This is a genomic window from Psychrobacillus sp. FSL H8-0484 (assembly GCF_038005325.1).
Lineage (GTDB): Bacteria > Bacillota > Bacilli > Bacillales_A > Planococcaceae > Psychrobacillus.
Genome location: NZ_JBBOSZ010000001.1, coordinates 296,132 through 316,640 on the forward strand (window position 1 = coordinate 296,132; position 20,509 = coordinate 316,640).

Below are 20,509 nucleotides of genomic sequence, written 5' to 3' on the forward strand. Positions count from 1 at the left end.
ATTGGATAAAGTAAAGAGATTATTTAGAATTATTTAAATATTTTATACAAAAGTCGGCGGTGTTAGATCAAAAAGGTTTTCTGTATTCAAAGAAGACGATCAGTTGTTTCTCGCACAGGGACGCAATTTTACTGAGGGAAATTATTGTTTATCTAATAGTGATTGCTCAAAAAAGCTATTAGTCTAACACGCTTGTTAGTTAGGAATTACCTTTTGATTATGAGAGGAATTTCCAATTGAATGTCGAATAATTAATTTATAGTAGGCCAGTAAATTGTCTTTAATCTAATTTTGATCCAAGGGGTGGGGAAATTGGTTAAAATCTTTGATTCAATTTATTTAAATAATGGTCAAAAAATTGTTCTCGACTTAAAGAATATTACTCCGAAAGGTTATACAGAAAAATATAGAAGGAAATTATTTTGCTCTACAGAGGGATGTAATGCGAAGTTATCATTTGTCGCAAAGTCTGGGAATAGAAGTTATCTAAGAACTTGGAGGTATAACTTACATTCCAAACATTGTCCACATTTTTTGGATAAAGAAGAAGGGGAAACGGTCAGCAGGAGAACTAATGTACAAATTGGTGTGGTTTATGGTGACCAAATGAATAGATCGCAAAAAGAAGCGTTCGAATTGGAAGTGTTGAGTGAAGAAGAAAGAGTAAAACGATTAGAAAATAAAAGTAGACAAAGAAATAATAGAAATAAACGATTAAGGAGAAGAAGCACATCAGAACAACTTACTATTCATATGATTCTTGATCCTAGTAAGTTAACGGAGGACTCACCAAAGATAAAAGCCAGATTATACAAAAGAAATGTAGATACATTAAAGAAAAGTGACTTAGGTCAAGCTAGAACGTTGATAGGTAGAATACAAAGTGTAGAATCTTCAGAGCGAAATGTAATCGTAAGGATCTTCAAAAACGATACGTATATGAATGTGAAATTTGAAAAAGCATTTTTTGCTTCAGCTCCAACATACATTAATTTGTTTCCATATATTCAGCGTTTTTCGGAAGAGAATGATTCTGTTATTTTCTGCGCTACTGGTGAAGTTAGAAATAGCATGGAAAATGATGAATTTGAATTAATTGTATTTAATAAAGAAGGATTATTAATTCATGGAATGACCTTGCCCTCGATAGTATCTTCTTATACGACACAGCAACTTTCGTTTTAAGAGATCTGTATCTGAAATGTGGGTGATAATAAAGAACTCTTCATCGAGAAATCGATGACGGGTTTGGAGTATCTGTAAGAGTAATAGCTCGTGTAGATACTCCTTAAATATTTTATGGGATTTTAAGTGTGCTACTCCTCTACCAAATAATGATAGATATCATATTGAACTGGTTGTTCTAGTACCATATTCATTGTAGCGACATTATACGTTTTATCTTTGTCTATAAGACTATCATTTTGTGCACTAGTTGGATCTACAGTTACTTCTCCCAGGTAATAGAAATCTTTACCTTCACCATTATGTTTTTTGACAAACAAATGAACAGCTATATTAGCTAAAGAGGAATTCACTATAGGAGCGATATCTTTAGCTGTAATTTTTCTATTCTTAGTTGAACACCATTTAAAAATATCTGTTGATAAGAACTCATCCATATATTTAACTTCTGAATCATTATCTTCAGCTTTATGATAGTTTACAAAAATAGGACAGGTATTCATTTTAACTCTGCCACCATTTAAAGTACCTTCTTCATTACTATCCCAATTCAAAAGCCTACATACATCTTTTCTCGAGTACTTTTTATACATTGTAAGGGAAAACTGTACATTATATTTTTTACTTTTTTCAAAGCTACATAAAATAATGTCTTCTAACATTAATCTAAATGCATTATTTTCAATGCTTTTCTTTAATTCATTGTTTAGCTTATAATTTCCATTTTCTAAGATTACAATTGGTTTGGAACCATAATTTTTACGTGCTTTTGTAACGAAGAAGTTTAATGATAATAAGTTTTCTACGGAAGCAATTGTCTCATCATCACTATAAGTTCCGAAATCATTTAATAATTTCAGGTAATCTATTTTAGATGTCTCACCATGATGGATTAAATTTTGAACTAATAATACTTCATGAATTCTTTTTCCATTTATAAGTTCTTGGGAAAACAATGTTAGTACAGCTACTTCATATTCACTTATATTTGGAAGAGGCTCTCTCATACTTGTTAAAAATTCATAGTAATTGTTTTTATTAATTAAAATTACTTCAGGATCAATTGAATTATGTTTAATAAAGTCGAGTAGATTAGGTACTCGTCCTAGGCGATTTTTTAGTTCATTATAAGGCTGTTTTAAATAACTCATATGATGTAATTTTAATTCTTTATTATCAATGGCATCAAAAATGCGTTTCTTCGCGATCTCCTCAAAGTTAATTGTCGAAACTCCTTGGATATAGTCCGTGTTTACTGTTTTGCGGCGTACGTTATCTTTATTCATGGATTGATCGCCAGAAAGGGCAATTGGAATTAAGTAGTTGTTTTTATAGTTACCTATGAAATCAATAATCGTCACATAGTCTTTTGTGTCGTGTTTTCGTAAGCCGCGACCAAGTTGTTGGATAAATATAATGCTTGATTGTGTTTTGCGCAGCATCACAATTTGATTTATAAATGGAATATCAATACCCTCATTAAAAATATCCACCGATAAGATATATTCGATCTCGTAACGCTCTAGTTTACTAATGGCATCTTCTCGTTCTGGTTGAGAATTATCCCCTGTAAGAGCAATAGTTTTCAATCCTATAATGTTTAAAGCTGTAGAAAGTGCATGTGCTTCTTCTTTAGAACTACAGAACATTAATCCTCGAATGCGTTTTCCAGAATAGCCATAGTAATTGATTTTTTCAAGAATATGATGAACACGCTCATTTGATACGAGATGTCGCAAAGTAGATGTGTCATCAATTATTTCGCCGTCTTTTTCATAATCAGTCACACCAAAATAGTGGAATGGGCACAGCATTTCTTCTTCAAGTGCAGCTTGCAGACGAATTTCGTAAGCAATATTGTAATCAAAGAGCTCAAAAATATTAAAACTATCCGTACGTTCTGGAGTAGCCGTCATTCCAAGCAAAAAATCAGGCTCAAAATAATTAATAATATTTAGGTAAGAATCTGCACCCGCACGATGGACTTCATCTATTAAAATGTAGTCAAACTCATCCTTTGAAAATTGTTGTAAATGTCGGTTAGAAGATAAAGTTTGAACAGTTGCAAACAAATATTTTGCATGGACGTCTTTTGAGTTACCAGAGAGAATACCAAAATCATCTTCATGGCCACCTAATATTTTTCGGTAATCTTGAAGTGCTTTCTTTAAAATTTGTTCTCGGTGAACGACAAAAAGCATTTTTTTTGGAGCAAAATTTCGCACGTCAAATGCTGACAAATATGTTTTTCCTGTGCCTGTAGCTGAGATAATGAGGCCTTTTTCTGCTCCTGTTGCTCGTAGTCTATTTAATTGTTCGAGAGCAGCTGTTTGCATTTTATTTGGCTGAATAGCTAGGCTATCGGCTAACTGGTTTGTTAAATATTCTGTGTTGACTTGAAATACATTTGAAGCGGCTTGTTTAATGAATGGTTGTTGCTCATAATTTAAATTGTAGTTGTTTATCCATTCCTTTGTTAAAGGAAGGGCCTCGATCCAAGCCTCTTCAAACTGGTTTTTAAAGTTATGGATGATTTCACCGTCTTCTAAAGAAGTTAAAAAGACATTCCACTCGTAATTAGCTTTTAAGGCACTATCCGTTAAATTAGAGCTTCCTACGATTAATGAATAATAGTTTTTATGTTCAAATATATAGCCTTTTGAGTGAAATCCTTTAATACCAGTTAAGCGGACTTCAACATTTTCAAGTTTTAACATTTCTTTAAACATTTTTGGTTGATTAAAGTTTAAAAAAGTAGATGTTAGAATACGACCTTTAATCCCTTTTAACTGAAGGTCATAGAGCATCGTTTTTAAAGTAGCTAAACCACCTTCTGTAATAAAGGCAACTGAAAAAATGAAGGTTTCACATGTTTTCATTTCTTGAAGAAGTGTTGATAAAACATTCTCATGTGATTTATTTGATAGTAGCTTTGGTTTAAACTGTCCCGACACGGGATTACTCTGATCTATAAAACCTTTATATAATGAATTCTTCATTTTTCGAACCAGTTGTTCCATTTAAATCACGTCATTTCATTCAAATTTTCCAAACTGTTATTATTCTTTTGCGATTTTTTCAACTGCTGGAATATCTGCTGGAGCGAAATTAAGTTTATGTAAGTTATCGCGTGTTACCCATTTCATTTCAGCATGCTCTAATGCAAGAGGTGTACCTTGTAATAGTTTTGCTTTGTATGTTTCTAGTCTGACGATCACTTTGTCATATTCATACGTGGTATCTTCTACTTTTTCACCAACTTCAATAGAACAAGCAAATTCCTCTGCTATTTCGCGTTTTAATGCTTGCTCGGGTGTTTCACCAACTTCAATTTTGCCACCAGGAAACTCCCAATAGTTTGCTAACGACATTTCAGGACTTCTTAAAGCACAAAAAATTTCTTTTTTTTCATTTTCAATTATTGCTCCAACTACGTGGACTGATTTTTTCATTTTATTCACCCTAAAAAATATTTGATATTTCCATCATAAGTGATTCCCTTTGAAATTAGCATCTTTAATTTTTTTACCATGTTATCTATATATAATTTTGATAACATTTTCGATGTCTCCTTAGTGATAGGATAGCGGGTAAGTAAGAAAATTTAAGCTCCTAAATATCAAATGTGAACTCTGTATGGAGTATACAGAACTAACATAAATAATACATTCCTAAGTCTGGAGTAGGTAAGGGACAATGTCTTGTATTTGCTATTTTTCAAATTCAAATCTATATAAGAAATACTTTATAATTATATTGTAAGTGCTTTATTTTCTAAATTTATGATATAATAGAACTAAATTTATTATAGTTAATAGTCTAATTGGTATATTCTGTTCCAGAAGAATAAAAACAAGCTAAATGCAAGACGATAAATTAAGATAATGTGAATTTTGGAGTGGATATGCATTAATAGTTCTTAGAAAGTGAGAGGATTGTGAGGAATTTGATTGGGAAGCTTCCAAAGCATGTTTTAAAGTTCATCCAAGAATGCATTTCTTTTGTTCCAGTAATTATTTTAGGTAGTGGAGCATCAGCGGCATTCGGAATTGCTGGTATGAGCGAATTAGCCAGATATTTAATAAAAAATGTTGAACCAAATGAATTTGAATATAAGAAATGGGAAGAATTCAAATCTGAACTAGAAAAGGGAACAGATTTAGAAAAAGCATTACATTTGGTAAATTTATCTTCTAGATTAGAGGAAATAATAGTTTTGAAAACAAAGGAATTAATTGTAAGCAAGGATATAGAAATACGTAAAGCAATTTCCTTGAATCAAGTACATATGCCACTTACACGATTATTAGCACATCTAAATAGGGCTGCTTCACCACAAATAAAAATTGTAACTACTAATTATGATAGATTAGCAGAATATGCTATTGATCAGGCAGGTTTAAATCACTATTCAGGTTTTGAAGGTGCCTACTTAAAAAGATTTAAAGGAAACTTTCAAAATCAGAAAAGAGAAAGCAATATAGTAGAGGTTCTAAAAGTACACGGTTCACTTGATTGGTATAGGGACCATGTGTCAAATGTTTACGGATTGCCTGATGACTTTCAATCTATTAGTGGATTTTATCCGGTAATGGTTACACCAGGTAAAGGCAAATATCAACGTACATATGACGATCCATTTAGAAGTCTTATTACGCGAGTTGACGAATTATTCATCGGTGCAAAATCAATTTTCATTGTTGGTTTTGGATTTAACGACGAGCATTTACAACCTAAGTTATACGATAAAATGAGATCACTTCAAACACCTATATTAATTATTTCAAAAACATTAACTGAAAATTCGAGAGCATTTATTAAAAGTAATCCGCAGGCTAGAGTTCTTGGTATAGAAGAATATGATAAAGGTTCTAAAATAGTGTTTCCAAATAAAGACGATTTAGACGTTGCAGAATCCCTTTGGGATTTGAATACACTTTTAGATATTATTTTGTAGGAGGTATAGGAATGGGTATATTTGATTATCAAGTAGAAGACTCATTAGGAAGAGTTATTGCAGTAGACACCGCTAGTGTGATCTTGAAAGTTGAAAATATTGAAAAGTTACGTAGTATGCAGGTGAATCGATTAGTAGCATTGCAGAGTAGTCGAGCGGGTCAACACTTAATAGGTATGATTCAAAAGATCATTCGTAAATCAATTAATGCTGAAGCATTAGATAGTAACGAAGAGGAGTTAATATATAGCGAAGATAATTCGGTTAAAGTAACATTAATTGGAACCTTCTTTGATAGATATCTAGAGGATTCAAATGTTTTTAGAAGAACGCTTGAAACTGTTCCCGAAATTGATTCTTGTTGTTATCCCATAGATGGTGCCAAATTGACTTCTTTTATGACGGCAATATCTTTTCAATCGGGAGGAGAAGAACAGGCATTAAGTTTAGGAAGTTATACATTAGATGAAAATGCAAAAGCTTATTTAGATGCAAATAAATTCTTCCAACGTCATGCTGTAATTGTTGGAAGTACAGGGTCAGGGAAATCATGGACAACTGCCAAATTACTAGAACAAGTTGCAGCGTTAAATAATTCTAATGCAATTCTTTTTGATTTACATGGAGAGTACAAGCCACTAATAGATGATGGTATTAAACACTTTAAAATAGCAGGGCCAGGAGATATTGATTTTGGAAAAGATATTGAAGATGGGGTTCTTAATTTTCCATATTGGTTATTAGGCTATGAAGATATGTTGGGTATGCTTGTAGACCGTAGCGATCAAAATGCACCAAATCAATCTATGTTGTTATCCCGTACAGTTATTGATGCTAAACGTAAATTCTTGGAGGATATTGGAGAGGGAGAAGTAATAAATAGTTTCACAGTAGATAGTCCTATTCCATATAATATTAGCGAAGTATTGAATAAGTTAACTCAATTGGATACGGAGATGGTTGAAGGTTCAAGAGGTCCTAAACAAGGTGAATTTCACGGTAAATTAAGCAGATTTATAGCAAGATTAGAAAATAAGATTTCAGATAAAAGGTTAGCTTTTATGATGAATCCGCCGGAAGTAGTGAGCCAATGGGATTGGATGAATAAACTGTCTAATGCTTTATTATCTGGAAGAAATCATCAACATGATAAAAAAGGTGGAGTAAAAATAATTGACTTGTCAGAGGTTCCCTCGGATATTTTACCAATGGTAATAGGAAGAATTGCAAGTCTAGTTTTCTCGCTTCAACAATGGACTAAAAAAGATGATCGTCATCCAATTGCTTTGTTATGTGATGAGGCTCATTTGTATATTCCTGAAAAACAAACCGTAAATTTAGATACTGCTCAAAAAAGTTTTGAACGTATTGTAAAAGAGGGAAGAAAATATGGTGTTGGATTAGTAATAATAAGTCAAAGACCGTCTGAGTTAATAAAACCATTTTAAGTCAATGCAATAACTTTATTGCGATGAGATTATCAAATTCTGAAGATCAAAATGTAATTAAAAAACTATTGCCAGATAATTTAGGAGGATTCACAGAAGTTCTTCCAGTGCTTGATAGAGGAGAAGCATTAATTGTAGGTGATGCAAGCTTATTACCAAGTCGTATTAGAATTACAGAACCAAATAACCATCCAGACAGTGGTACAATTGATTTTTGGAATGAATGGATGAAAGAAGAAAAAAATAATGTTATTGCGGACTCTGTAAAGTCATGGAGAATGCAAAGTACAGTAACTATTAATTTAGTAAAGAATTAAGATGTTTCGTTGTGTAACATACAAACCGAATAAAATTTTCAATAGTGTTTGAGGAAATGGCATAAAAATTGAGTTTTAGTATGTTTCTCGTACACAACTCAGATGCAATTCTGGTGTGTGAAAAGAGACAAAGCGCCATCTACTACGGAATTAATGAAAGATATAATACTCTAAAAGAAGTTGTTCCAAAAATATTTAGGATTAGACTCTAAGACAATCGCATTTGTTCTAGGGTCTTTTGTTATATGCAGGAAAGTAAAATACATTATTAATAATTATTATTTTAAAAATAGTGACGATGCATAATTAAAAATGTAATAGACTGATAGAAATAACAGGTGTTTCTCCAATGAATTTATAAACCGATTGCAAATTTATTATTATAGAAGTCCCATATCTTCATGTCAAAAAACAAAAAAACAACAAAAGAACTGCTATTTCGATTTTTCAAGAAAGAGTAATATACACCAAATCAGATAATAAAATAAATTATCTTATAAAAAGGAAGTGTGTTTTCATTGCGTAATCGCACGAAGAAAGAACAGAAAATGATAGATGAATTGGCAGGATTTTTAATTATTGTAGCAGCGTTAGTAGGTTGGTATACTACTGAGACTCTAAAAGGAACAGGAGTTGCAATAGGTATTGGGGTAGTTGCGATGATTTTAGTAATGGGATGGAGATCAGCGCGTTTTAGGAAAAAGATGCAGCAATCTGGTATAGCAGAGATTGATCAGATGAGTGGTCGACAATTTGAGGAATATGTTGGTACGCTTTTTCAACATCAAGGATACAAGGTTTCTTATACATCCACGACGGGCGACTTTGGAGCAGATTTAATTTTGAATAAAGGAAAAGATACGATTGTGGTACAAGCAAAACGTTATAAGAAAGCAGTTGGTGTAAAAGCGGTTCAGGAGGTTATTCCATCTATAAATATGTATAAAGCAGGAGCTGCATGGGTTATAACGAATAGTATCTATACAAAACAGGCATTGACACTAGCCAAGAAAAACCATGTCCGAATGATTGATCGAGAAGAATTGGTGCAAATGATTTTGGAAATGCAGAATATTTAAAACAAGGGGCATAGAAATGGCGAAACCAAGGGAAAGGATCAATAGTTTCTATTAAATAGTATGAATGATTATCGTGAGAAGATTGAGAACAAAGAAGATAAAGAGGTTAGAAAAATTACTAGAGGTTTTGTAGAAAATCTTAGTTAAGAGTACCAGGTTCTAACACTACTCTAAATTATTTCGGAAAGGCTGGAGTGATGATATTGAAAAATGATGCAATTCAAGAATTAATTATTTACTGGAATACATATTTTAAAGAACAAAATAATAATTTAGTTGAAATTGATTTAAGAGAGTTCAATGGACTTCCAGCACAGCTTATCGAGAGTTTTGACCTGGAGTATTATCCTGAACCATTTTATGGCTATCTTCATGAAGATATGAGCAAGGATGTGTTTATGCCACTTATTAACCCTGGGCAAATGAATATTGCTGATTTATCGAAACTATACGGTAAAGGTAAAGACGAACAAATTGTTAAATTATCAAATGCACATGTGAAAAATAAACACCTAACATGGAATAGCAAAGATTATTGTTTACGAGAAATAGAATTTGAGCAATTTTTAGGAAAAAAACATTGGCGCAATACAAAACTACAACAAGTTCAAAAATTAGTTCAAGAGGATATTCCTTTCTTACATACAATTGAGTTTTTTCCCTATCACTCAAAATCTTGGAATCTGAGAAAAAGTTTACAACAAGATTGGATTTATGATTTAGCATCAACAAAGTTAGCAATTAATGCTGTTGAGGAAATTTCCTGTAATAGACTAGTTAAATATATTCTTGCAATAGGAAAAGTATGGGTTGATATTTTGATGCATTACAAAGATAGATTTATTATCGAGGATTATGTCGAACTCTTGGGACCAAAAGGGGGAAGGGCACATAATATTTATAAGATTAGACCAATACATGCTATGAATGCATTACCGATTGTTATTTATTCAGGAGCTTCTATGAACTTGCCAGCAAATGATAAAAGAGCTGTTGAAATATTAAAATCATACTTAGAGGTAGATATTAAAGTAAAATAGTCGTTGAGGATATAACTATTGATAGACTTGCCAATATTCTTCTTTGTTTTTGAAGATTTCTAATTGTAAACCATAGCTGCATTGCAGAATGACTAAGCTGGGGAGCATTTGGATCTATTGCAATGCATAAAGATAAAGTACTAAGTTATGAAACTTTAATATTCAGTTTTATAACTTAGTACTTTTTATTAAATTTGAACAGGTTTATCAGGATTAATTTTGGGATTCCTTTTTGGGTATTTCGAAATTAATTAGTGGTGTTATAGTCAAATTATCAAATATAGGGAGGCAATTACATGACATTGATTCCGGCAACAATCTTAAAAGAGAAATTTCATATTCTGGCGCATTTTTATACTACAAACGAGGGTGGAAACAAGTATTTAATGCGTAGTGAAGCGAAAATTGTTCGAAAAGGAAAAGAGATAACTTCTGTGGATGCAGTTATTGTGATGGCGAATCCAGGAAGTTGTTTAGCGATTGACCAAACAATTGAGTTTGATGCATTTCCAAAAGTAATAGAGGAAAAAAGATTTATAGCAGCGAATCCAGATCCTACTCAATATCAATTAATGAATTTAATGGAACGCATGCAATGGGATTATCTGAAAATTATTAATTTATCAGATGTTTGTACAGGAAATTATGATCAGTTTAAGAAGTATTTAAATGAATTTAAGCATATTGAATTCCATAAGCATTCCATTTTTCATGAAAGTCGATGTGCTGAGCTAAAGAGTCATTTAGGAGAGGAATCAATCTTGATTTATGCTTGGGGAGGAAATAGTTCTATCAAGCAACTTGCAACGAGAGTAATAGATGAAAAGTTAAAGCAAAAGGGTTTAATACTCAATGAACGTCCATATTATCGTCATCCAAAACCAGCAAAAATTGTTGATAGGGCCAAATGGCTAACTGACATGGAAAGTCAGTTGAAGAAGCGTAATGAAAAAGTTAACAATTAAATACGTGGTATGTAGAAAATGAAAGGACTTTTTTGAAGTATAGGAATATAAAATTCATTATTAGCAAATAATGGATAACAACTAGGGGTGATGTATAATTTACATAACAAACAACTAATCAGTATTGCTACAATTGTAAAAATCTGTTTTTTAATAGTACAACATTATTGAAAATATCTAACTCCACTAAATTAGATATAACTAAGTCTAAATTGTGGATAAATTTTTCTGCAAGGCATTTTTTCACCTCCGCTAACACAATCAACTTAAATTATTTTCATAGACCCCTTTCTATAGAAAATTAGTACAATAAAATCTAAAATCACACCTTTAACAATAGAATATTGATGTAATATGCTACCATTAGTAAAGAGTATTAGGTATTTGCGCATGGAGGATTACAAATGATTGAAGTAATAACGGTAGTAAATATGATAGTGGAAGTAAAAAATACGAAAGACTATGAAAAAAAAGTAGAGAAGATTTTGCAGTCTAAGACTAGAATGATCCAACATATAGAGACAATTAGTATGTCTGAACCAAATGAAAAGCTGATTGTAAGTGCTTTGGTGAAGTATAGAGTGCTAATAGAAGAAAGGATGGAAAACAAATTTTTAGATGATTATGTGGGTCTTGTCCTCCCGATGTTTTATAATCGTTTTAAAGCGATGCCAGTAAGTAATCAAATTTATAAAATATCAAGGATAAAAAAAGAATATGGTGCACGGCGTTAATATTAGTGTTTGATGCCAGGAACCAAAGCAATTGTGATTATTGAAATGTATGGGATCCTGGTACCAAATCAGATGGTAGGAGAATCTTATTGCGGAGCTTCAAAAAAATTACGCATTTATTGTATGGGAAAAGATTGATTCTACGCATTCCGCGATTCGATTAGTTACATCATGGGTGACAAAAGAGGAAAAGGTAAGAGCTTTTGTGGAGGACATGAAGAAATCTAATGAGTTGTGAAGCTGTTTTTTGGTGGGCGAATATAAGAATGATGTGATTTCTGAATAGTCATGAGCACTTGTGAGATTCAATAGCTGAGAGTATTATTTTTTTTATTGCTAATAGTCAGTGTCCCTTATTTAAAAAAGCGAAATAGCAGCCGAAATTACATCTTCGGTTGCTTCCTTTATACATAGAAAGTATCTATTCTTTCATTCCCCAAATCAAAAACATAAAGGGCCTGAAGGGTGCGGGAGAGCGACGGACAGACATCAGCTACAGGATTACCAGAAAGAAAAAAGCTGAGGGAAGTGACCCAGTCACTTCCCTCAGCTTTTGTTCTCTCGGTAAAGGTGTAGCAAATGTGTAGTCCAAAGCGACCCGGAAACCAAACGTACACTTTAAGTTTCTTACCTAAATTTCTACCCAGATATAACATTTCAAAGGGTCTGTCATCTCATTTAAATCTCTTCCAACACACCTTTAACCAATTCAACAAATTTAACTCTTACCTTACCAGCAACTTCAATTACTTCATCATAATTTAAAGGTTGGTCTAATATCCCACATGCCATATTCGTTAAGCAAGAAATACTAAGAACTTTCATACCGCCGTGAGTTGCTACAATTGCTTCTGGTACCGTTGACATACCGACAGCATCAGCGCCTAATATGCGAATCATTCGGATCTCAGCTGGCGTTTCGTAAGCAGGTCCACTCCACCAAGCATACACACCTTGTTCGCTACTTTGGTTGCAATATTACGTAGATCCTTGTTTTACACTTGTGATAAATCAGGGAAACGAGTTCCTAATTCACCGTTATTAGGTCCAATTAATGGGTTGGTTCCAACTAAATTAATATGGTCTGTAATTAACATTAAATCTCCTGGGTTAGAGCTTGTATTCCAGTTCCGCAAGCGTTTGTAATGATGACATTTTCTATCCCTAGTGCTTTCATCACTCGTACTGGGAAGGTTACATCATCCAAAGTAAAACCTTTCTAATAATGATAGCGACCTTTCATCGCGGCTACTATCTTACCATTTAACTCTTCAATAACAAGTTCGTTCGCATGACCAATTACTTCACGTATAATGTAGATAGATTTCCAATTAGGAATAGGGGTGAATGAGATGGAGAGAACGTTATTAGAAAAGGCGTTGTTAAAGGATCATTACATAGATATATCATTTCGTAGGTATTTGGATTTTAAGAAGACTCCGACATATGAAGAGGCATACAAGTTAGAGGTGCTGACAAGATTGAACGAGTTTATGGATGGTTTGGAGATAAATGAGTTTAATGTTGTCGATGTAGTGAAAAAGATTCAGAAGGAGAATCCTCAGTCAGGGAGTTTTGTGCATTGGAGTGGTCCAACCGATTTGGTGAAGTTTGCGGAAGCTCGGTCGACTGAGATGGCGGACTTAATGAATCACTTATATGATGCTACAGTTCCGGTTACGGAGCGAATTGAAAAGTTCAGGGAAAGTGGAAAAGAGTTTGATCCTAAAATTTCATTAGGATCACCACTTTTCGGGTATCTACTTGCTGCATTTAATTACAAAAAGTATCCGCTCTATAAAGAAGAAGTGTTTAAGGATTTAAAGAAATCTTTTGGAATTGATGAGAAGCTAGGTTTGGTACAGGCAAACTATGAGATGTATTTTACGATGTGTGAAATTGTGTTTGATTACCTTAAGGGACATTATCCTGAACTTACAATGCTAGATATCCAAGATTTCTTTTTCTGCTGCACTCAATATGATGAAATTAAGGTCGAGACGGCGGTTGAGTATTTGTTTGGAATGGCGAAGGAGATCCATTATTTCAAAAATCATATTGAAGAAATGTTGAAAGCTATTTCGGAAATCAGTCCGGTAATGTTGAAGGCATCACGGGATAAATACCGAAACCAGGAAAAGATCAAACAAATCCGTTTTCAAATATTGGACAAGCTTATTGAAAATGGTTCACTTGGTATAGCGGAATTAGAAGAAATTAAAGAACGAGTAAGTACAAAATACGATACGAATATTTTAAAATCTTGGAGTAACTTCTTCATTTTGTTTGAGTTATATTATATTAATAAAAAAACGAAAGTAAAGGAAGAGCAACGGAAGATTCACGAGGCGGTTCAACGATTTAAAGCTTATGAGGGTAAGAAGTTTGTTGATGGAAAAGTATTAAATGGATTCAACTGGAATCAACACTTCGGAGGTTCTGAATGTTGGCTTGCTGTATATGAAGAAAAGTATTCAAGTCACCGGTTTGCGCCACAGTTTTTTGTTTCGATTAACGAAGAGCAGGTTAGATATGGCCTGCTTCATGGTGATCAGCATCCGAAACGTGGAGCAGAAAATATTGAAAAAGTATTTAATAACGAAGAGTTTACATTCGAACGATTTAAAAAGAAGATGGAAGAGAGCTTAAATTCCTTGGAAGATTCCGATGTAGTTGTAGAAGAAACTGAAGATTATATTCAAGAAATAAGTGTAGAAACCTGGATGGAATTGCTTCAAAATGACGAGGTTTTTTTTGAATCAGATTTAGTCTATCTTCAGAAGATAATCGAGCTTGGTGGGGAAGTAAAAGTAACACAGACTGCAGCTTCACTTGGAGGACAACCTCCATCATTCAGTACACAAGTTGTTGAATTAGCTAAACGGGTTATGGAAGATCTTAAGTTTCAACCAATACTAACTGACGTGGATGAGGCTAATTATTGGCGCATATTGTTTGATGATGAATATGAAGAGAAAAATCATATTATTTGGGAGATAAAACCGAATTTGAAAGAAGCATTAGAAGTGTCAAATGATGCTGAAAGTAAAATCGATTTGCCGGTTTATGATAAAGAAGACTTTCTCCGAGAAGTGTTTATAGATGAGACTCAATATGACACGATTTCGAACTTGCTACACTATAAGAAAAATATCATTCTGCAAGGACCTCCGGGTGTTGGAAAGACGTTTGTTTCGAGGCGACTTGCATATTCATTAATGGGACAAAGAGATGAAAGTCATGTTGAGATGGTGCAGTTCCACCAAAACTACGCGTATGAAGATTTTGTAATGGGTTACCGTCCGAATCTAAAAGGTAGTTTTGCATTGCAAACCGGGATTTTTTATGATTTTTGTGACAAGGCTTTAGAAAATCCGGAGAAGGATTATTATTTCATTATCGACGAAATCAATCGTGGAAACTTATCGAAGATTTTCGGTGAGTTGTTTATGCTCATTGAACGTGACAAGCGGGACGATTTTGTGACGATGGGTTATTCAAAAGAACCATTTACTGTGCCGAGTAATGTGTATCTGATTGGGACGATGAATACGGCGGACCGATCATTGGCACAGCTTGATGTTGCACTGCGAAGAAGATTTGCTTTTGTTTCCTTAATGCCTTCATTTAACGAGAAGTGGAAGGAATTTATGCTGAACCATGGAGTTTCACTTGCATTGGTTGAACGCATTTTATCCGCAGTTGACAAGTGGAATAAAGAAATTATTGCGGATTTTCAATTGGGGAGTGACTATGCGATAGGTCATTCATTCTTTACTACTTTGCCTGAAGGAATGGACGAGATGGTTTGGTTTAATGGAATTGTAGAGTATGAAATTAAGCCATTGTTGGGGGAGTATTTCTTCGACCGCCCTGAAATAGTCGGGACTTTGTTAGAGGGTATTTGAAATGGTGCAAACATTTAAGGTGCCAATTCGTAATTTGTTTTGTTTGCTCAGCTATGCGAACGACATGCCAGATTTTGTGGATAGTTTGAATGATATCGACGAAGATCTCATTACGTATGATTTTATAGCGAAGCAATTTTTGAAGGAAGTAGAAGCTTTGAATCGAAGGGGTTTTATAAATGGCTATGTGACTCGAGTTGAGCATACGAATCGACTTGGAGGACGAATCCTGATGAATGACTCGTTAGAGTACATCATGGCGAAAAAGCCGATAATGGTTTGTGAAAAGGATGAGTATTCAGCGGATATTTTGTTCAATCAAATCATGAAAGTAACGTTGATGGCGATTAGAAAAAATCGATATGTGAAGGTAGAGACACGTCGTAGGAGTTATAAGTGGCTTGATAGTTTAGTAGGGGTAGGGTATGTGGCTCTTACTCGTGAGATGTTTTTAAGATGTCATTTCCATCGACATAATGTGCATTACAAACGGATGATACATATCGCCCGACTCCTACACGAGTTGACGTTATTGTCACATAAACAGGGGAATTGGAGTTTGTTTTCCGCCGAGATTGATGAGACTTCGATGAATCGCTTGTTCGAGAAATTCTTGTTCCATTTTTATCGAATCGAGCAAAAAGACTATCGCGTAGCAGTCGAGCAAATGCACTGGAATCTTGATGGAAATGCAAAGTTACTTCCATCAATGAGAACCGATATCTCACTAATTCACAAGCGTGAACCGAAAAAGATCGTCATGGATGCAAAGTTTTACAAAAACATGTTCCAAGAATTCCACGGAAAAGCATCGTTCCATAGTCATAATATGTATCAATTGTTTACGTACTTGATGCATCAAGAGCAAGAAACAGAGGTACGAGGAATCTTATTGTATCCTTACAATGGAACCGATGTGGCAGAATGTTATCGCTGGAATGAACGAGTAACATTGGATGTTATGACGGTGAATTTGGAAGATTCGTGGATGGACATTTATGAAAGATTGATTAGCGTGTTGAATAATTAAGTTTGTTAGGTTGTAGTGTAGGGTACCAGGTGGTTCTAAAACATTAGAACCTGGTACCTTTCAATGATACGATATCTTAATGAGTGGAGGAATTTATATGTATAGCTTCAAGAATGATTACGCTGAAGGAGCACATCCTAGAATTTTACAGGCTTTAATAGATTCAAATTTTGTACAAGAAGAAGGCTATGGAGGTGATAGCTTTACTCAAAAAGCAATTGAGCTTTTGAAGGAGAGATTAGGGAGACGGGACGTTGATATACACCTACTATCGGGCGGTACCCAAACAAATTTAACGGCAATATCCGCTTTTCTTCGACCACATGAGGCAGCAATCGCTGCTAGTACAGGTCATATTTTTACACATGAAACCGGTGCGATTGAAGCTACTGGACATAAAGTCATATCGGTAGAAACGAAAAATGGAAAACTGAATCCCTCTCTAATAAAAGAAGTTCTGGACCTACATACGGATGAACATATGGTAAAATCAAAGTTGGTTTACCTATCCAATTCAACGGAAATTGGCTCTATCTACACGAAGAGTGAACTGACGGATTTAAGAGACTTTTGTAAAGAGCATAAACTTATATTATATATGGATGGGGCAAGACTAGGGTCAGCGCTGTGCTCTGATGAAAATGACTTAAAGCTAAGTGACATTCCTACACTTGTGGATGCTTTCTATATTGGTGGAACCAAGAACGGTGCACTTTTAGGAGAGGCGTTGGTCATTTGCCGTAATTCTTTAAAAGAGGATTTTCGATTTCATTTGAAGCAAAAAGGGGCTCTTCTCGCAAAAGGGAGACTGTTAGGTATTCAATTTTATGAGCTGTTCAAAGATGATTTGTTTTTTGAATTGGCTCAGCATGCGAATAAGATGGCAACCATTCTTGGGGAAGCATGTAGCAATGCCCAATTTTCATTTTTGACCCATTCTCCATCAAATCAAATCTTTCCGATATTACCCAACGAAATTATTGCGGAGCTTCAAAAAAATTACTCGTTTATTGTATGGGAAAAGGTTGATTCTACACACTCTGCGATTCGATTAGTAACATCATGGGCAACTAAAGAAGAAGAGGTAAGAAAATTTGTGGAAGATTTGAAAGAATTGTATAGTAAGTGACCTAAAAAAGCACATAGCAGCCGAAATTGCATCTTCTACTGCTTACTCTTTTCTCTATATAAAACCCTGAAATTTTAGATCAATACATGCCCTGGTCAAAAACAATCCAGGTAGCATATGGGAAGTAATAAAATAAGCCGTCTATTCGATTAAAGAAATCGGACTAGACGGCTATTTGTAATGTGTACCAAAAAGGTGCGCTTTTTTATCTATTAACTTACATTATTTACTTGTTATTGACATATTATTCCTGTATTCTTTTAAGTATATATTGAGTAATATATTCATAGTATTAGAGATTGATAATGAGAGGGGTCAAACCATTGAAGACAGTTCGGATTTTATTAGTTTTACTTGTTACTTTTGTTCTTTTTCCTATAACACCTACTTTTGCAGCAGAAAAAACCATTGATCAATATTACATGGATGATGTAGATTATGGGCATGGGGCTTATGAACAATTAGAACGCTTCTTGTATTCAGATATCATAGATGGATATGAAGAAACAGAGGTTTATGAAGAAGATGGAGAAGAATATGAATATACATCCATTCTTATAAAACCAGAAAATAGTATTACCCGTGCACAATTCACAAAAATTTTGGTTAATGCTATGAATTTAACAAGTGGTGAGATTAAAAAAACCTTCCCTGATGTAAATTCTTCAGCTTGGTATTATAACTATGTCCAAATTGCTAGTAGCAGAGGGATTATTACTGGAAAAGAAGATGGAACCTTTAAACCAAATGATAAGATTACACGTGCTCAAATGGCTACTATGATTTATCGTGCATTTAATGAGACGGTGGATTTTTCAACAACAGGAAAAACTTTCAAAGATGTAACTAAAAAAAGCAGCGCTTATGAAGCAGTTGTAAAAACAGCAGGTGTCGGAATTGTAAATGGTTATGGAGACGAGTTCAAACCGAATAATTTCGCTAAACGTTCCCATGCCGTATTGATGATTGACCGTGCATTACATCTAGAATCTGGAACAGCTGAAGACGAACTTTCAGTGATTCAAACTGTAAATCGTAACATCACAGGAGAGTTGTCACTATACTCTGAACAACAAAATCTTGAAGCGTTGGAAGCTCTTTATCGCGAAACAACAATGGGTTATTATCTAGCTTATTCACTTGATAACCAGATTCTACTAGATGACCCTGAATATTCATCGGGTTCCATTAAGATGGAACAAGTGGGTAAGCATTCAAGCAGTATTGTTTCCTTAAATAAGCGTTTTGCAGAAGTTAAAGTAGACAATCTAAAGGTTCATGTTTCCGTGAGTGAACCAGAAATGGACATGAATTTTGAAGTGACAGTGGATTTATCAAGTACTGCATATTTAAAGAAAACAGAAGGCGGAACTTGGAAAATTTATAACCTTGTCTTTGATGATGAGGACTATGAAGATACGCTAACTGCAGCTATGGCTGGTAATTAACCTAAAAAAGATTCCCAACTCTATTTTAAAGAGGAGGGAATCTTTTTTTTTCAGAATTTAGATATAGACTTATACACAAACTGTCCCCAAAATCCTTTTAGCATTAAAAATTTGATAGGAATTTAATCTGGTTGGTCTTCAAAAAATCGCAATCTGAGTTAAAAAGTTAAGCTTTTAAAGTATTTTCTAAGATTCTATAATACTTATACACAAAACTGTCCCCAAAATCCTTTTAGCATTAAAAATTTGATAGGAATTTAATCTGGTTGGTCTTCAAAAAATCGCAATCCGAGTTAAAAAGTTAAGCTTTTAAAGTATTTTCTAAGATTCTATATACTTATACACAAAACTGTCCCCAAAATCCGTTTAGTATTAAAAATTTTATAGGAATTTATTCTGGATGGTCTTCAAAAAATCGTATTCTGAGTTATAAAGGTGATGTTTTTAAAGTATTTTTTTAAATTCAATCTACTTATACACAAACTATCCCCAAAATCCTCGTGAAGCCAAAGTGGATTGAAAAATTTCAATCTGAACAGGAAGATTAAATCCGCACAACTCTATCTAAAAAAACAGAACGAACTAGTCATTACTCTTCGAGTAAATTCATTAAAGAGATTATTTGCTCGCTCTCCCTCCCTCTACAATTTTAGAGAAGTCGTATTACCTAAATTAATGATGCCTTTCATCAAACCAATACTGAAAATTTTCAAACACAGGGACAAGGAAATCTAAGGATGTTCAAGAGGGAATGAAGTTTGGGGCTGTCGGAACAAGAGCGATGCCTATTCAGCAGTTACAAAAAGAGTTTGTAATACATAGTGTTGGACAAAAATGATTGCAGAGCTATTTAGTTGTACTGATCGTATGAGAAAAAAGGTTTTAGGAGAAAGTGGGGGAGATGTTGGAGCATAATGAATAAGTAAATATCTCTACCTGACACAAGTAGAAATATCTACTTTTCTATGTTTCCATGGTTCATTATTAATCTAAAATCTCCCCCTATGCGACAATCGTTTGTAATAATAGTTTCAATAACTCTTCTAATGTTTCTGGTAATAGTTCTGGTAAATCTATTGGACTCTTCATTTCTATTCCTCCTTGAATCTCGTATTCTATTAACAATATAGGCAATCTATTTCGATTTTATACATAGATTTAGAAGAAAATTTTAAAAATGTTGATAATCTATTAAAAAAGAGATTATCGGTCTAAATTATTATCTGAAGTCAATGTTAGTGACTTCTTTTTTGTATGCAGTTGACGTCC

At 33.8% G+C, this 20,509-nt stretch carries 15 protein-coding genes and 1 pseudogene; 12 read left to right on the forward strand and 4 right to left on the reverse strand.

Annotated elements, in window-relative coordinates:
* Positions 1-312 precede the first annotated feature (312 nt).
* On the forward strand, positions 313-1,185 hold the full coding sequence (locus MHH81_RS01505) for a hypothetical protein (protein ID WP_340917129.1): 873 nt from the start codon (positions 313-315) through the stop codon (positions 1,183-1,185).
* Positions 1,186-1,316: 131 nt separating this feature from the next.
* Here MHH81_RS01505 and MHH81_RS01510 read toward each other — a convergent pair whose 3' ends face one another.
* Positions 1,317-4,205, reverse strand: coding sequence for a DEAD/DEAH box helicase (locus tag MHH81_RS01510; RefSeq protein ID WP_340917131.1), 2,889 nt, complete (start codon positions 4,203-4,205; stop codon positions 1,317-1,319).
* A 39-nt stretch (positions 4,206-4,244) separates the two neighbouring features.
* Complete coding sequence (mutT, locus tag MHH81_RS01515) at positions 4,245-4,637, reverse strand: 8-oxo-dGTP diphosphatase MutT (protein ID WP_340917133.1); 393 nt, start codon at positions 4,635-4,637, stop codon at positions 4,245-4,247.
* 485 nt (positions 4,638-5,122) lie between these two features.
* On the opposite strand from mutT, the gene MHH81_RS01520 reads away from it, so the two are divergent.
* The 7 genes from MHH81_RS01520 to MHH81_RS01550 all read left to right on the forward strand — a co-directional run bounded on the left by MHH81_RS01520 (position 5,123) and on the right by MHH81_RS01550 (position 11,725).
* Complete coding sequence (locus tag MHH81_RS01520) at positions 5,123-6,142, forward strand: SIR2 family protein (protein ID WP_340917136.1); 1,020 nt, start codon at positions 5,123-5,125, stop codon at positions 6,140-6,142.
* Between the two features lie 11 nt (positions 6,143-6,153).
* Complete coding sequence (locus MHH81_RS01525) at positions 6,154-7,590, forward strand: ATP-binding protein (RefSeq protein ID WP_340917138.1); 1,437 nt, start codon at positions 6,154-6,156, stop codon at positions 7,588-7,590.
* A 23-nt stretch (positions 7,591-7,613) separates the two neighbouring features.
* The gene (locus tag MHH81_RS01530; protein ID WP_340917140.1) at positions 7,614-7,907 is read left to right on the forward strand and encodes a hypothetical protein; all 294 of its coding nucleotides are present in this window, start codon (positions 7,614-7,616) and stop codon (positions 7,905-7,907) included.
* Between the two features lie 518 nt (positions 7,908-8,425).
* Positions 8,426-8,986: a restriction endonuclease gene (locus tag MHH81_RS01535; protein WP_340917142.1), complete on the forward strand. Its 561-nt coding sequence runs from the start codon at positions 8,426-8,428 to the stop codon at positions 8,984-8,986.
* Positions 8,987-9,189: 203 nt separating this feature from the next.
* Positions 9,190-10,026: a hypothetical protein gene (locus tag MHH81_RS01540; RefSeq protein WP_340917144.1), complete on the forward strand. Its 837-nt coding sequence runs from the start codon at positions 9,190-9,192 to the stop codon at positions 10,024-10,026.
* 296 nt (positions 10,027-10,322) lie between these two features.
* Positions 10,323-10,991 carry a hypothetical protein gene (locus MHH81_RS01545; RefSeq protein WP_340917146.1) on the forward strand — a complete coding sequence of 223 codons (669 nt, stop codon included), beginning with the start codon at positions 10,323-10,325 and terminating at the stop codon, positions 10,989-10,991.
* A gap of 404 nt (positions 10,992-11,395) precedes the next feature.
* Positions 11,396-11,725, forward strand: a complete 330-nt coding sequence (locus tag MHH81_RS01550) for a hypothetical protein (RefSeq protein ID WP_340917148.1) — start codon at positions 11,396-11,398, stop codon at positions 11,723-11,725.
* A 678-nt stretch (positions 11,726-12,403) separates the two neighbouring features.
* Here MHH81_RS01550 and MHH81_RS01555 read toward each other — a convergent pair.
* A pseudogene (locus MHH81_RS01555) lies at positions 12,404-13,031 on the reverse strand (purine-nucleoside phosphorylase); the annotation flags it as partial.
* A 46-nt stretch (positions 13,032-13,077) separates the two neighbouring features.
* On the opposite strand from MHH81_RS01555, the gene MHH81_RS01560 reads away from it, so the two are divergent.
* The 4 genes from MHH81_RS01560 to MHH81_RS01575 all read left to right on the forward strand — a co-directional run bounded on the left by MHH81_RS01560 (position 13,078) and on the right by MHH81_RS01575 (position 19,240).
* Entirely contained in the window at positions 13,078-15,633 is a 2,556-nt protein-coding gene (locus tag MHH81_RS01560; RefSeq protein ID WP_340917150.1) for an AAA family ATPase, read from the forward strand.
* A 1-nt stretch (position 15,634) separates the two neighbouring features.
* The gene (locus tag MHH81_RS01565; RefSeq protein ID WP_340917152.1) at positions 15,635-16,663 is read left to right on the forward strand and encodes an McrC family protein; all 1,029 of its coding nucleotides are present in this window, start codon (positions 15,635-15,637) and stop codon (positions 16,661-16,663) included.
* Between the two features lie 97 nt (positions 16,664-16,760).
* Positions 16,761-17,792: a threonine aldolase family protein gene (locus tag MHH81_RS01570; RefSeq protein WP_340917154.1), complete on the forward strand. Its 1,032-nt coding sequence runs from the start codon at positions 16,761-16,763 to the stop codon at positions 17,790-17,792.
* Positions 17,793-18,115: 323 nt separating this feature from the next.
* Positions 18,116-19,240 (forward strand): S-layer homology domain-containing protein, encoded by a 1,125-nt coding sequence (locus MHH81_RS01575; RefSeq protein ID WP_340917157.1) that lies wholly within the window; start codon positions 18,116-18,118, stop codon positions 19,238-19,240.
* A 1,002-nt stretch (positions 19,241-20,242) separates the two neighbouring features.
* Here the strand turns inward: MHH81_RS01575 and MHH81_RS01580 are convergent.
* The gene (locus MHH81_RS01580; RefSeq protein WP_340917160.1) at positions 20,243-20,365 is read right to left on the reverse strand and encodes a hypothetical protein; all 123 of its coding nucleotides are present in this window, start codon (positions 20,363-20,365) and stop codon (positions 20,243-20,245) included.
* Positions 20,366-20,509: the final 144 nt, after the last annotated feature.

What these genes read in the sequence shown, in the direction of transcription:
- MHH81_RS01510 (WP_340917131.1), bottom strand. Translation starts at nt 4,205, where the DNA reads ATGGAACAACTGGTTCGAAAAATGAAGAATTCATTATATAAAGGTTTT.
- mutT (WP_340917133.1), bottom strand. Translation starts at nt 4,637, where the DNA reads ATGAAAAAATCAGTCCACGTAGTTGGAGCAATAATTGAAAATGAAAAA.
- MHH81_RS01525 (WP_340917138.1), top strand. Translation starts at nt 6,154, where the DNA reads ATGGGTATATTTGATTATCAAGTAGAAGACTCATTAGGAAGAGTTATT.
- MHH81_RS01530 (WP_340917140.1), top strand. Translation starts at nt 7,614, where the DNA reads ATGAGATTATCAAATTCTGAAGATCAAAATGTAATTAAAAAACTATTG.
- MHH81_RS01545 (WP_340917146.1), top strand. Translation starts at nt 10,323, where the DNA reads ATGACATTGATTCCGGCAACAATCTTAAAAGAGAAATTTCATATTCTG.
- MHH81_RS01550 (WP_340917148.1), top strand. Translation starts at nt 11,396, where the DNA reads ATGATTGAAGTAATAACGGTAGTAAATATGATAGTGGAAGTAAAAAAT.
- MHH81_RS01560 (WP_340917150.1), top strand. Translation starts at nt 13,078, where the DNA reads ATGGAGAGAACGTTATTAGAAAAGGCGTTGTTAAAGGATCATTACATA.
- MHH81_RS01565 (WP_340917152.1), top strand. Translation starts at nt 15,635, where the DNA reads ATGGTGCAAACATTTAAGGTGCCAATTCGTAATTTGTTTTGTTTGCTC.
- MHH81_RS01570 (WP_340917154.1), top strand. Translation starts at nt 16,761, where the DNA reads ATGTATAGCTTCAAGAATGATTACGCTGAAGGAGCACATCCTAGAATT.